This is a genomic window from Agrobacterium salinitolerans, assembly GCF_002008225.1.
Taxonomy (GTDB): Bacteria; Pseudomonadota; Alphaproteobacteria; order Rhizobiales; family Rhizobiaceae; genus Agrobacterium; species Agrobacterium salinitolerans.
The window spans coordinates 1-11,932 of the sequence record NZ_MRDH01000013.1 but is presented as its reverse complement, the minus strand read 5'-3'; the positions used below and the strand labels follow the sequence as shown (position 1 = coordinate 11,932).

At 60.6% G+C, this 11,932-nt stretch carries 14 protein-coding genes; 8 read left to right on the top strand and 6 right to left on the bottom strand.

What is annotated here, in order from left to right; translation table 11 throughout:
• Nucleotides 1-2: 2 nt before the first annotated feature.
• Nucleotides 3-1,304, top strand: coding sequence for a glycolate oxidase subunit GlcF (gene glcF, locus BS627_RS11240; RefSeq protein ID WP_077983319.1), 1,302 nt, complete (start codon nt 3-5; stop codon nt 1,302-1,304).
• Between the two features lie 209 nt (nt 1,305-1,513).
• On the opposite strand, the gene BS627_RS11230 is transcribed toward glcF, so the two are convergent.
• Together BS627_RS11230 and BS627_RS11225 are read right to left on the bottom strand one after the other, a co-directional pair.
• Nucleotides 1,514-2,173: an outer membrane beta-barrel protein gene (locus BS627_RS11230; protein WP_077983318.1), complete on the bottom strand. Its 660-nt coding sequence runs from the start codon at nt 2,171-2,173 to the stop codon at nt 1,514-1,516.
• A 263-nt stretch (nt 2,174-2,436) separates the two neighbouring features.
• Nucleotides 2,437-3,213: a L,D-transpeptidase gene (locus BS627_RS11225; RefSeq protein ID WP_077983317.1), complete on the bottom strand. Its 777-nt coding sequence runs from the start codon at nt 3,211-3,213 to the stop codon at nt 2,437-2,439.
• 235 nt (nt 3,214-3,448) lie between these two features.
• Here BS627_RS11225 and BS627_RS11220 point away from each other — a divergent pair, with 235 nt between their 5' ends.
• On the top strand, nt 3,449-4,078 hold the full coding sequence (locus BS627_RS11220; protein WP_077983316.1) for a DNA-3-methyladenine glycosylase I: 630 nt from the start codon (nt 3,449-3,451) through the stop codon (nt 4,076-4,078).
• Entirely contained in the window at nt 4,075-4,518 is a 444-nt protein-coding gene (locus BS627_RS11215; protein WP_077983314.1) for a hypothetical protein, read from the top strand. Before BS627_RS11220 ends, BS627_RS11215 begins: the two co-directional genes overlap by 4 nt.
• A 15-nt stretch (nt 4,519-4,533) precedes the next feature.
• Here BS627_RS11215 and BS627_RS11210 read toward each other — a convergent pair whose 3' ends face one another.
• Entirely contained in the window at nt 4,534-5,577 is a 1,044-nt protein-coding gene (locus tag BS627_RS11210) for a YeiH family protein (RefSeq protein WP_089153242.1), read from the bottom strand.
• 81 nt (nt 5,578-5,658) lie between these two features.
• Here BS627_RS11210 and BS627_RS11205 point away from each other — a divergent pair, with 81 nt between their 5' ends.
• A complete protein-coding gene (locus tag BS627_RS11205) occupies nt 5,659-6,576 on the top strand; it encodes a LysR substrate-binding domain-containing protein (RefSeq protein WP_077983313.1) in 918 nt (305 codons plus the stop codon).
• A 25-nt stretch (nt 6,577-6,601) separates the two neighbouring features.
• Here BS627_RS11205 and BS627_RS11200 read toward each other — a convergent pair whose 3' ends face one another.
• From BS627_RS11200 to relB, 3 genes are read right to left on the bottom strand one after another with little or no spacing between them, the layout of a single operon-like run.
• Nucleotides 6,602-7,366: a hypothetical protein gene (locus BS627_RS11200; protein ID WP_077983312.1), complete on the bottom strand. Its 765-nt coding sequence runs from the start codon at nt 7,364-7,366 to the stop codon at nt 6,602-6,604.
• A 6-nt stretch (nt 7,367-7,372) separates the two neighbouring features.
• Nucleotides 7,373-7,642 (bottom strand): type II toxin-antitoxin system RelE family toxin, encoded by a 270-nt coding sequence (locus BS627_RS11195; protein WP_077983311.1) that lies wholly within the window; start codon nt 7,640-7,642, stop codon nt 7,373-7,375.
• The gene (gene relB / locus BS627_RS11190) at nt 7,626-7,853 is read right to left on the bottom strand and encodes a type II toxin-antitoxin system RelB family antitoxin (protein ID WP_077983309.1); all 228 of its coding nucleotides are present in this window, start codon (nt 7,851-7,853) and stop codon (nt 7,626-7,628) included. Before relB ends, BS627_RS11195 begins: the two co-directional genes overlap by 17 nt.
• A 236-nt stretch (nt 7,854-8,089) precedes the next feature.
• On the opposite strand from relB, the gene hisS reads away from it, so the two are divergent.
• From hisS to hisG, 4 genes are read left to right on the top strand one after another with little or no spacing between them, the layout of a single operon-like run.
• Nucleotides 8,090-9,613: a histidine--tRNA ligase gene (gene hisS / locus BS627_RS11185; RefSeq protein WP_077983308.1), complete on the top strand. Its 1,524-nt coding sequence runs from the start codon at nt 8,090-8,092 to the stop codon at nt 9,611-9,613.
• 4 nt (nt 9,614-9,617) lie between these two features.
• Complete coding sequence (locus BS627_RS11180; RefSeq protein WP_077983307.1) at nt 9,618-9,986, top strand: VOC family protein; 369 nt, start codon at nt 9,618-9,620, stop codon at nt 9,984-9,986.
• A 16-nt stretch (nt 9,987-10,002) separates the two neighbouring features.
• Entirely contained in the window at nt 10,003-11,130 is a 1,128-nt protein-coding gene (locus BS627_RS11175) for an ATP phosphoribosyltransferase regulatory subunit (protein ID WP_077983306.1), read from the top strand.
• Nucleotides 11,127-11,819, top strand: a complete 693-nt coding sequence (gene hisG, locus BS627_RS11170; protein ID WP_077983305.1) for an ATP phosphoribosyltransferase — start codon at nt 11,127-11,129, stop codon at nt 11,817-11,819. Before BS627_RS11175 ends, hisG begins: the two co-directional genes overlap by 4 nt.
• Nucleotides 11,820-11,932: the final 113 nt, after the last annotated feature.

Sequence of the window (11,932 nt, the reverse complement as noted above, 5' to 3'; positions counted from 1 at the left end):
CCATGCAAACATCATTCACATCAGAACAACTGGCCGATCCGCATGTGGCGGAATCCGAAAAAATCCTGCGCAAATGTGTGCATTGCGGCTTCTGCACCGCCACCTGTCCCACCTATGTCACGCTCGGCAACGAGCTGGACAGTCCGCGCGGCCGCATCTACCTCATCAAGGACATGCTGGAAAACAGTCGCCCGGCCGACCGCGAGGTCGTCACCCATATCGACCGCTGTCTTTCCTGCCTTGCCTGCACCACCACCTGTCCCTCCGGCGTGGATTACATGCATCTGGTCGATCATGCTCGCGCCCATATCGAACAGACATACAAGCGCCCCTTCAGGGATCGGCTGATCCGTAATCTTCTGGTTGCCGTCCTGCCCCATCCAGCCCGTTTCCGGCTGGCCCTGCATCTGGCCCGGCTGGCGCGGCCTTTCTCCGGTCTGCTTGCCAAGGTTCCGGCGCTGAAGCCGCTGCAATCCATGCTCGCTCTCGCCCCCGTCGCCGTGCCTGCGGCCTCCGCATCGACCCGTCCGGGAGAGCGGCCGGCCGAAGGCGAGAAACGTGGACGCGTGGCAATCCTCACCGGCTGCGCCCAGCCGGTGCTCGATCCCGGCATCAACGAGGCGACGTTGCGCCTGCTGGCGCGGCTCGGCATTGAGGTCGTGGTGCCGAAGGGGGAGGGCTGCTGCGGTTCTCTCGTGCATCATATGGGGCGCGAGGAAGAGGCGCTCACCTCCGCAAGGCGCAACGTTGACGTCTGGACGCGCGAGATGGAACGCGGCGGTCTCGACGCCATCATCATCACCGCTTCCGGCTGCGGCACCACCATCAAGGATTACGGCCATATGCTGCGGCTCGATCCGGCCTATGCCGAAAAAGCCGCGCGGGTCTCGGCTTTGGCGAAGGACATCACCGAATATCTCGCCACCCTCGATCTGCCGCAAAAGCAGAACCAGGGTCTGACGGTGGCCTATCATTCCGCCTGCTCCATGCAGCACGGCCAGAAAATAACGCTCGCCCCAAAACAATTGCTGAAGGCGGCGGGTTTCACCGTGCGCGATCCGGCGGAAGGGCATCTCTGCTGCGGCTCGGCCGGAACCTACAACATTCTGCAGCCGGAGATTTCCGCCACGCTGAAGGCGCGCAAGGTGAAGAACATCGAGGCCACACGGGCGGATGTCATCGCGACAGGCAATATCGGCTGCATCACGCAGATCGGAACCGGCACGGATATGCCGATCCTGCACACGGTGGAGCTGCTGGACTGGGCCTATGGCGGGCCGAAACCGGCGAGGCTTTCGGTTTAGAACGCCGTGTGCCGATAAGGCAGTGATCCAGCGCGCCATGACGTGTGCCGCAAAGATTGGGTCGTGAGGGTTTTCTTTGTTCTCTCCTCATCCCTGTGCTTGTCACAGGGATCCAGCCAGCCCAAGTCTTGGGCTTGAAGGACTCTCCCCGCCGCGCAGACGCGCGTCGGCTGGATTCCTGTGACAAGCACATGAATGACGGAAGAGAGCTAGAACTTATACGCCACGCCGAAATTCACCGCATTGGTGATGATATCGGTCTTCAACGAGCCGCCATTGTCGATATCGACGTCGACGAAGGAATAGGTGCCCTTATATTCCACGAAGGTCGACCAGTTGTCGGTGATGCGGTAGCTGAGGCCGGCCTGCGCCTGCAGGGTTGCGCCGCCGAACTGGTATTCGAAGGTCCTGCCTGACGGGCGATACACTTCCACATGCGGCACGTTGATGCCGACGCCGGCACCCACATAAGGGGTGATCGGCAGGGATTCCAGCGGGAAGCGATAGAGCGCATTCAGCGTCAAAAGGTTCAGGCCGTCGGTGAATTCGAAATGCGACCAGCCGGAACGGGCAAGCGTCTCGTCGTCGGCATAGACCTTGTCATGGGTGAAATCGAGCGAGATGCCGAAATTCCGGAGCTGGCCCTCATCGAACCAGTAGGTGCCGCGCAAGCCCCAATAGGGTGGATTGGAAAACGACTTGCCTTCCCACCCGGCCCGGAAATCAGGCCCGTCGGAAACCGTCACATCGCTGTGCGGCGCGCTTTGCCAGCCGCCATAACCGGAAATTTCAAATTCGCCCGCGATTGCGGCAGAGAAGGAAACGCCGCTGAAGAGCAGGGCGCAAACAAATGAAGTATGGCGCGGCATGAAGTGAATCCAGATTGATATCAGTAATTCACCAAACCGTTTTTTGATAACATTTGAATGACAGAAACGAAAAACGGGCGGTCAGTTGACCACCCGTTTCAAGGCCGTTCCGTCATCTTTGTGAGAGAGGTCCGGCGCCTGGCGTCCCCCGCCAAGTCTCCTTCAATCAATCTAGCGCCGATTGTACCGCTGCGGGACGTCAATTCAAGCGCGATGCGCCGCCACGCCGAATATAAGCCTACGTATTAGCGGTGCCGTTGCCATCATATCACTATGACCTTGGTGCCCACATTCACGCGTTCATAGAGATCGGTGACATCCTCGTTGCGCATGCGGATGCAGCCGGAGGAATTGTTGCTGCCGATTGTCCAGGGTTGGTTGGTGCCGTGGATGCGGTAAAGCGTCGAGCCGAGATACATGGCGCGCGCCCCCATCGGGTTCGCCGGGCCGCCTTCCATGAAGGCCGGCAGGTAATGTCCCTTCCTCGCCTCGCGGGTGATCATTTCCTTCGGCGGGGTCCAGCTCGGCCATTCCGCCTTGCGGGTCACCTTGTGGGTGCCTGCCCATTCGAAACCGGGCTTGCCGACACCGACGCCGTACCGCCGGGCCTTGCCATCGGCGAGAACGAGATAAAGGAAACGGTTCGGCGTATCGATGACGATGGTCCCGGGTTTTTCACTGGTCGTATAGGTGACGATCTGCGGCAGGAATTGCGGTGCGATCTGGGTGCGCACCGGCGCGTTGGGGCGTACTGCGGCATTCTGCACCCTTGCCGGGCGCTGCGATGTGACGCCGGAGCTGGGGCGCTGCGGTATGGCGGCCTGACGCCGCTGGAAGAACGGCTGGCGTGCGGCAGGGGCGCGCGGATAAACCACGGGGCGAACATTGCCGCGACCGCCGAGCTGGGTGACCCAGGGGGCGGAAAGATCGGGGCTGACGACAATGGGCGGACGCTCGCGATAACGCTCATTGGCCATGGCGGCCGGAACGGCAAAGGTGGAAACGAGGCTCAGCGCCAGAAAAACGGACTTTATCGTCATCGGGTGGACTCTCTCTGCGGGATGTCGCAACTATGGATTTGCGGGGCTGTTCGCCCGCTTTGCCGGACAGGTTCGCACCTCGACGCCAGCGAATCGTAAATGGCGGCTCATTAAAAAGCGCTTGATTAGGGAAAGCTGTATTTAAGGTTAGCACCCGGTTTTGAAACGTGGTGAATGAGTGGTAAGTGCGCGGTCTGAACCGGTCGCGGGCTGGAGTGAGAAGGGTGATTGCGGAATGAATGAAGCGGGACTTGAAACGGGCGCGGATGGCCTGGTGCGGTGTTTCTGGCAGCAGGGGCTTGCGGATTACAGCCGTTACCACGACGAGGAATGGGGTTATCCCGTCACCGACGATCGCCGCCTTTTCGAGAAGATTTGCCTGGAAGGTTTCCAGTCCGGCCTTTCCTGGCTGACCGTTCTGCGCAAGCGCGAGGCTTTCCGTCTCGCTTTCGCCAATTTCGAATTCGAAAAGGTGGCGGAATTCGGTGACGCCGATATCGAGCGCTGCCTTGCCGACAAGGGCATCATCCGCCATCGCGGCAAGATCGTTTCGACCATCAACAATGCCCGCCGCGCCATGGCGCTGCGCGATGAATTCGGTTCGCTCGCCCGTTATTTCTGGGGTTTCGAACCGGCCGCCGCAGAAAGGCCGCAAAGGCTGGACTATGCGACTTTAAGGGCCAACCCCACCAGCGCCGCCTCCATCCGCCTTTCCAAGGATTTAAAGAAACGGGGCTGGACCTTTGTCGGCCCGACGACCGTCTATGCATTCATGCAGGCCATGGGTATGGTCAACGACCATATCGAAGGCTGTCATTGCCGCCAGCCGATTGAGGCCATGCGGCGGGAGTTTGTACGTCCATGAAGGTAACCTCCCTTCTTCTGGCTCTCACCCTGGCCGTCGCCGCCCTGCCGCATGCCTCCTTCGCGGAAGGCCGCAATGTCGACGGTATCTGGCTCGATGACGGTGAAAGGTTGAAGGAAGTGGCCCTGCCGCCGGAGGGACCGCTGAAGCTGGATGGCTGGACGCGGCGCGGGCGCGGCGATGTCTATCGCATGAAGGTGAAGGCTGGGCAGACGGTGAAGATCGAGCTTGCAGCTTCCAGCGAATTCGTGCTGATGGCGGTCTTCGATTTTTCGACGCCGGATGAGGACGCGATCTTCTTCAGCGATTCCCAAGGGAAAACTGCAACCCTGACGCCCACGGCGGATACGGAATGGCTGATCCGCCCGACGCTGATCCTGGGTTCGCCGCGCCGTGGGCTCGGCGCGCACTACACCTTGACGATCAGCACCGGAAAATAACGCCCCGCCTTTTGCTCAGGCGGCCTGGGTCAGCATGATCAGACCGAAACTCAGAACGCCCAGCAGCACGAGCGACAGGCTGGCGGCAATGATGACCTTGCCACCGGCATGTCGAAGGCTGCGAATATCGACGGATAGTCCCAGAGCCGCCATCGACATGATCGTGAGGATGTTGGAGAGCGAGGCGACGGGGGAAAGCAGGACCTCGGGGATGAGGCCGAAGGAGCGTGCCATGATCATCAGCACGAAGCCGATGATGAACCACGGAACCATCTGCTGCAGCTTCAGGCGTCCCTTGCCGGACTGGCCGTGAATGACGGAGAGAGTGGCGATGACAGGCCCCAGCATCAGCACGCGGATGAGCTTGACGATGGTGCCCGTCTGCACGGCCACGGCTCCAAGCGGTGCGGTGGCGGCCAGAACCTGCGGCACGGCATAGACCGTAAGCCCGGCGAAGATGCCGTATTGGGTGGCGTCGAGACCGAGGAGCTGCGGCAGGAACGGCATCAAAAGCACGGCAGCGACACCGAGAACGGCAGTAAAAGCAATCGAGGCGGCGACATCTTCAGGCTTGGCGCCGATGGCGGGTGCTGCGGCTGCGATGGCGGAATTGCCGCAGATGGAATTGCCGCAGGCGATAAGGGTTGCGAGTTTGGGCGGTAGACCCAGCATTCGTCCGGCTGCGTAGCTCACAGCCAACGACAGCGCCACGATCAGCGCGATGCCGCCGATCAGCAAGCCGCCAGCGCCTTTGAGAATGGAAAGGCTCAAGGATGCGCCGAGAAGCGCCACGGCGATTTCAAGCAGCGTCTTGGCACTGAACTTTATCCCCGCCGAAGCGACTGAAGGCAGCGACACCAGCGAACGCAAAAGCGTGCCGATCAGGATGGCAAGCACCAGATCGCCAAGCCAGGCGTGACCAGCAATCCGCACCTGAAAACGCTCCGCCAGAATGGCGGCACAGCTGACCGCCGCGCAGATGAGAATGCCCGGCAGAAGCGGGCTGAGCCAGCGGAGAGAAAACTGAAAGGGGTGAGCGAGGGTGCGATGGTGTGCCATGGGCAGACAATGACGTAGCCGCCTGTTTTATTCTATCAAATAATATGGCATATATCGTTCGATAAAATCGAATGAAACGCCATGACCTTCGAACAACTCCGCATCTTCATCGCCGTCGCCGAACGCGAACATCTGACCCGCGCCGCCGAAGCCATCGGCCTCACGGCGTCCGCCGTCAGTTCCGCCATCAAGAATCTCGAGGCCTTTTATAATGTCGAGCTGTTCCATCGCGTCGGCCGCAACATTGAATTGACCGAAAGCGGCCGGGCCTTTCTGGGTGAGGCCAAGGCGACGCTGGCGCGTGTACGCAATGCCGAATTGATTCTCTCAGAAATGGGCGGCTTGACGCGCGGCGAAATTACCGTCTGCGCCAGCCAGACGATTGCCAGCTACTGGCTGCCGCCAATCCTGATGCAGTTCAAGAAACTCTATCCCGGCGTGACCGTGCGGCTTGATATCGGTAATACCAAGACGGTGACGGAGGCGGTGCTGGAAGGTCTGGCGGAGGTCGGGTTCATCGAAGGCAAGATCGATGAGCCGGCACTGATGGTGCAGCCGGTCGTGTCGGACAAGCTGCTGGTCGTCACCGGTTCGGCCCACCCCTTTGCCGATGGCCGTTATCTCACAGCACTTGATATGCTTTACGGCACATCTTGGGTGCTGCGTGAGCAGGGCTCCGGTACCCGTTCCGCCTTTGAAGCGGCGGTACGGCAGATGGGGGTGGATCCGGGTGAGCTCTCCGTCATGCTGGAATTGCCATCCAACGAGGCCGTGGTGATGGCTGCCCGCTCCGGCGGCGCGGCCACCGCCGTCTCCGCTTCCGTCGCGTCGCTTTTCCTGCGGCAGGGCCTGCTAGTTCGTGCCGGCATCGATCTGCCGGCACGCAATTTTGCCCTGCTGCGCCACAAGGAGCGCCATACCAGCCGCGCTGCGATGGAGCTGGAGCGTCTCAGCCGGGCGGCGTCGGAGGATTATAAGGCGGGACTTGCGGGGTTGTAGGCCGCAGGCGCAAGGCGCGTGATGATCACGTCATTTCCCGCGCAATGACATGATGCACGATGCGATAATCCCTGCTTTCCTCCCCGAAGGGGGCTAGTGGCCAGTCCCATGCGGCAGCAGGCGCGGCAATCTCGATGCCATGCAGCAGGTCTTCATGCTGCTGCACGCTTCCATCCTTGCCGATGACATCGAAGGCTGTATCCGTCACAAGGCAGACCTTGCAGGGCAGGCCGGCCAGTGCATCGACATGCGTATGGATGAGCTTTGGCAAGAGATCATCCGGCGCAGCAGCGATTTTCTCCCGTTCCAACCGATGCTGCGCGCCCGTGCCGATCTGCGACAGGAGGTTGGCCGAGACGACGAAATCGAGATAGGGCACCCGCCGCAGGAAATCGAGCGGTTCCGCCGTCCGGCCCGCCAGGAGATCATCGAAGCCGGAGAGATCGCGATTGGCGATGCGGACATTCTTTTTGGCGTTCAGCCGCAGCTTCGCCTGGACGCTGGCAAGATGCACCAGATCGACCAGAACGACGGTATCGAACATCGCTACCAGCGCATCATGGGGTACATCCCGCAACAGGCCGGAACCCAGAACGACTGCCGTCCGTCGCTGCTTCAGCTTTCTCGCCGCTTGCAGCACGAATTGCCGGCTGTTGTTCTCATGCTCCGCCCAGGCTTTCGCGCACCGATTGGCGCGCGCCCAGAGGTTGACGGAATAGCGGACATGCGGCCGGAATTCTTTCGGCGTGACCGCGCGGGTGGCGGCATATTGCAGGGCTTCGAGGATCATGAATGCCTAACGGTAAATTTCACGGCGATGGCCGATTTCGACCACCAGAACGACCAGCTTGTGGTCCTGTATATCGCAGATGATGCGGTAATCGCCCACCCGGTAACGCCAGTAGTTTCCGAGTTCGGAACCCTGTAGGGCCACGCCGGTTTGGCGCGGGTCGTCCAGCGCCGCCAGCCTTTCATGGAGAAAGCTGCGGATACGCCGGCGCACTTCCGGGTTTATTTTGCGCATCTCTTTCTGGACAAGCGTGTGATATTCAATTGTCCAGATCACGCCAGAACTCCTCGGCGCTTATTACCTTCGATTCACCGTTCTGAATGCGGCGCGTCGCCTCCTCAGCAAGATAGAGGTCTTCCATATCCTCGATATGTTTCTCGATCGCCTCGCGGATATAGTAAGCGGATGTGCGGCCCGTGCGCTCAGACAGGGCCTTCAGCCGCTCATAGGTCTCATCAGGCAGGCGGATAGCCGTCTGTTTGCTCATGGGGGCAGGTCCTTTACGATCCGAAGTGGGATACACGTATCCCATATATCATCACTTGCCTTGCGGGGCCAGCAGAACCGCAGCCTTTGCGGCTTGCCGCACCGGGCTTCATCCTCTAAAGCATGTCTCCCAAAAGTGCGCAGCGATTTTGGGATAAAGACATGCGCAAAAACAGAAATTAAAGCGCGGCGCGCTTTAACACCGGCATAATTTCAGGAAAATATCGGATCGGCATCATGAGCGAAAAAGCAAAAAAGCCTCAGAAACTGAAAGCCCGCCTGCCGCGCGGCTTCGTGGATCGTTCTGCTGCCGATATCCATGCCACCAATGAGATGATCGAGAAAATCCGCAAGGTCTACGAGCTTTACGGTTTCGATCCGATCGAGACCCCTCTGTTCGAATATACCGATGCGCTCGGAAAATTCCTGCCCGATAGCGACCGTCCGAACGAAGGCGTGTTTTCGCTACAGGATGACGACGACCAATGGATGAGCCTGCGCTACGACCTGACCGCACCGCTCGCCCGTCATGTCGCTGAGAATTTCAACGAAATCCAGCTGCCTTACCGCACCTATCGCGCCGGTTATGTCTTCCGCAATGAAAAGCCAGGCCCCGGCCGCTTCCGGCAGTTCATGCAGTTCGATGCCGATACGGTGGGCGCCTCCGGCGTGCAGGCCGATGCCGAAATGTGCATGATGATGGCCGATACGATGGAAGCGCTCGGCATCAGCCGCGGCGACTATGTCATCCGCGTCAACAACCGCAAGGTGCTCGACGGCGTCATGGAAGCGATCGGCCTCGGGGGTGAGGACAATGCCGGTCGTCGTCTCAACGTGCTGCGCGCCATCGACAAACTCGACAAGTTCGGCCCGGAGGGCGTGAAGCTGCTGCTCGGTCCCGGCCGCAAGGATGAGTCGGGTGATTTCACCAAGGGTGCGGGCCTCGGTGACGAGCAGATCGAAAAGGTTCTGTTTTTCGTCGGTATCACGAATTATGCCGATAGTGCCGATGATCTTGCAAAACTGGTTGCGGGTACGGCGAAGGGCGAGGAAGGCGTTGATGAACTCAACACCATCGGCGCCCTGGTCTCCAGTGCCGGTTATGATGCGACACGCATCAAGATCGACCCTTCCGTCGTTCGAGGCCTCGAATATTATACGGGTTCGGTCTTTGAGGCTGAGCTGACTTTCGACGTCAACAATGAAAAGGGCGAAAAGGTCGTGTTCGGCTCGGTCGGCGGTGGCGGTCGTTACGATGGTCTCGTTTCGCGTTTCATGGGCCAGCCGGTTCCGGCTACTGGCATCTCCATCGGCGTTTCACGCCTGATGACGGCGCTGAAGAACCTCGGCAAGCTCGGACAGGTCAAGCCGCTCGCCCCGGTGCTCGTCACGGTCATGGATGGCGATGTGGAGAGCATGGGCCGTTACCAGCGCTTTACCCAGGCGCTGCGCGCCGAGGGCATCCGCGCCGAAATGTATCAGGGCAACTGGAAGAAATTCGGCAACCAGCTGAAATATGCCGACCGTCTCGGCTCCCCCATCGCCATCATTCAGGGCGGTGACGAGCGCGCCGAGGGCGTGGTGCAGATCAAGGATCTGATCGAAGGCAAGCGCCTTTCCGGCGAGATCGAGGACAATGCCAGCTGGCGCGAGGCGCGGGTGGCGCAGGTCAGCGTGCCGGAAGCCGAGCTGGTCGCGAAGGTCCGCGAGATTCTGGAGCATCAGGCAGAGGACGTTCGCCGCGCCGCCGAAGGGCGCTGAAGCCATGGCGATCCTTGCGCTCGACCATGTTCAACTGGCAATGCCGGCGGGCCGCGAAGAAGAAGCGCGCCGGTTTTACGGCGGCCTGCTTGGTTTTGCGGAGCAGGCAAAGCCCGCCAATCTGGCCGCGCGCGGCGGGTGCTGGTTCACCTGCGGCCCGATAAAACTGCATCTCGGCGTCGAGCAGGATTTCCGCCCGGCGAAGAAAGCCCATCCGGCCCTTCTGGTCGATGATCTGGCAAGCTTGCGAAAAACACTTGAAACAGCAGGCTGCCATGTGGTTGAGGATGAGCCGCTGGAAGGGTATCACCGGTTTTATGTCCATGATCCCTTCGGAAACCGCATCGAAATGATGCAGCCGCTCGAACCGTGACGAAAAGTACCGTTCCATGCCCCTGATCGACATGCCGGAATTTGCCGGAGAGCTACTGGAAGAATTCTCCGCGCGCCGCACAAGCCGCGTGAACACGCCCGTCATCCAGCCCGCCGAACCGTTTCTGGATATGGCAGGCGAGGATTTGCGCCGCCGTATCTTCATGACGGAGAGCGAGACGGGGACAAGCCTCTGCCTGCGCCCCGAATTCACCATCCCCGTCTGCCTGCGCCATATCGAGACGGCGACCGGTACGCCGAAGCGTTATTCCTATGTGGGTGAGGTCTTCCGCCAGCGCCGTGAAGGTGCAAGCGAGTTCTATCAGGCCGGCATCGAAGATCTCGGCGATACCGATATTGCCACTGCCGATGCCCGTGCCGTGATCGACGCCACCGGCATTTTGAAGCGGCTGCTACCCGGCCGTTCGCTTACGGTGACGCTGGGTGACCAGCAGGTATTCGAGGCGGTGGTTGCAGCGCTTGGCCTGCCGCTCGGCTGGCAGAAGCGGCTGGTGCAGGCCTTCGGCGATATGGCGCAGCTGGACGCGCTGCTGGAAAGCCTTGTGCATCCGAAGCCAATGACCGGCCTCGACGCGCGGGTCGCCGGCCTTCTGGCGACGGGCGACGAGGCGGTGCTGGTCGATTATCTCGACACGGTGATGCAGGAAACCGGCTATTCCACCAATTCCAGCCGCTCACCGCTCGAAATTGCCCGCCGTCTGCGGGAGAAGCTCGCGCTTGCGGCGACGCGCCTGCCGGATGAGAGTTTCGAGTTGCTGAAACAGTTCCTCGCCTTGCAGGCGCCTTTGCCTCGGGCCTCGCAGGTCCTTGGCGATTTTGCCGCCAAGGCCAAACTGAAGCTGGACGGCGCGCTTTCCGCTTTCGATAAACGCGTTGCGGCCCTTGCCAATGCCGGTGTCGATCTTGAAACCGTGACCTATGGCGCTGCCTTTGGCCGCCCGCTCGATTATTATACCGGCCTTGTTTTCGAGGTGGTGGAGGCTGGCAGCGACAGCGTGCTGGCGGGCGGCGGCCGTTACGACCGGCTGCTCACGCTTCTCGGCGCACAGGAAAAAATACCGGCCGTGGGCTTCTCGCTCTGGCTGGATCGCATCGAGACGGTGCGCGGGAGCGACAAGCCATGATCACCATCGCATTGCCCTCCAAGGGCCGGATGAAGGAAGACGCGTCCGCCGTTCTGGAACGCGCCGGGTTGAAGGTTGCGTCGGTCGGTAACGACCGCTCCTATCGCGGCCGCATTGAAGGGCGCGACGATATCGAGATCGCCTATCTGTCGGCCTCCGAGATCGCCCGCGAGATTGGTGCCGGCACGGTGGATTTCGGCGTGACGGGTGAGGACCTTGTACGCGAGGGGCTGACCAATGCCGACGCGCAGGTGGAATTCTGCGCCCGTCTCGGTTTCGGTCATGCGGATGTCGTTGTCGCCGTGCCTGAAATCTGGCTCGATGTGGACAGCATGGCCGATCTTGGCGATGTGGCGTCCGAATTCCGCGCCCGTCATGGCCGAAGGCTCGCCATTGCCACCAAATATTGGCGGCTGACGCAGCAGTTCTTTTCGCGCCAGCACGGCATTCAGCTGTATCGTATCGTTGAAAGCCTCGGCGCGACCGAGGGTGCGCCGGCGGCGGGGCAGGCGGATATCATCGTCGATATTACTTCAACCGGTTCGACGCTGAAGGCCAACCACCTGAAAATCCTCTCGGACGGCATCATCGTCCGTTCGGAAGCCTGCTTCGTGCGTGCCCGCAAGCCCGACCATGAAGGCGATGCGGCGGTTCAGGAAATCGCCTCGCGCATCAGGGCTGCGGTCTGATGACGTAAAAAAAGCCGCCGGAGTGATCCGGCGGCTCAGACCGCTGACAAACCCGTCGATATTTTCGGCGGGTTTTTTCTTTTTCGGGATGATGACGTTTTGTTGTGGTCTTT

Coding starts and splice junctions, on each gene's coding strand:
- glcF (WP_077983319.1), top strand. CDS start 3: ATGCAAACATCATTCACATCAGAACAACTGGCCGATCCGCATGTGGCG.
- BS627_RS11230 (WP_077983318.1), bottom strand. CDS start 2,173: ATGCCGCGCCATACTTCATTTGTTTGCGCCCTGCTCTTCAGCGGCGTT.
- BS627_RS11225 (WP_077983317.1), bottom strand. CDS start 3,213: ATGACGATAAAGTCCGTTTTTCTGGCGCTGAGCCTCGTTTCCACCTTT.
- BS627_RS11220 (WP_077983316.1), top strand. CDS start 3,449: ATGAATGAAGCGGGACTTGAAACGGGCGCGGATGGCCTGGTGCGGTGT.
- BS627_RS11215 (WP_077983314.1), top strand. CDS start 4,075: ATGAAGGTAACCTCCCTTCTTCTGGCTCTCACCCTGGCCGTCGCCGCC.
- BS627_RS11210 (WP_089153242.1), bottom strand. CDS start 5,577: ATGGCACACCATCGCACCCTCGCTCACCCCTTTCAGTTTTCTCTCCGC.
- BS627_RS11205 (WP_077983313.1), top strand. CDS start 5,659: ATGACCTTCGAACAACTCCGCATCTTCATCGCCGTCGCCGAACGCGAA.
- BS627_RS11200 (WP_077983312.1), bottom strand. CDS start 7,366: ATGATCCTCGAAGCCCTGCAATATGCCGCCACCCGCGCGGTCACGCCG.
- relB (WP_077983309.1), bottom strand. CDS start 7,853: ATGAGCAAACAGACGGCTATCCGCCTGCCTGATGAGACCTATGAGCGG.
- hisS (WP_077983308.1), top strand. CDS start 8,090: ATGAGCGAAAAAGCAAAAAAGCCTCAGAAACTGAAAGCCCGCCTGCCG.
- BS627_RS11180 (WP_077983307.1), top strand. CDS start 9,618: ATGGCGATCCTTGCGCTCGACCATGTTCAACTGGCAATGCCGGCGGGC.
- BS627_RS11175 (WP_077983306.1), top strand. CDS start 10,003: ATGCCCCTGATCGACATGCCGGAATTTGCCGGAGAGCTACTGGAAGAA.
- hisG (WP_077983305.1), top strand. CDS start 11,127: ATGATCACCATCGCATTGCCCTCCAAGGGCCGGATGAAGGAAGACGCG.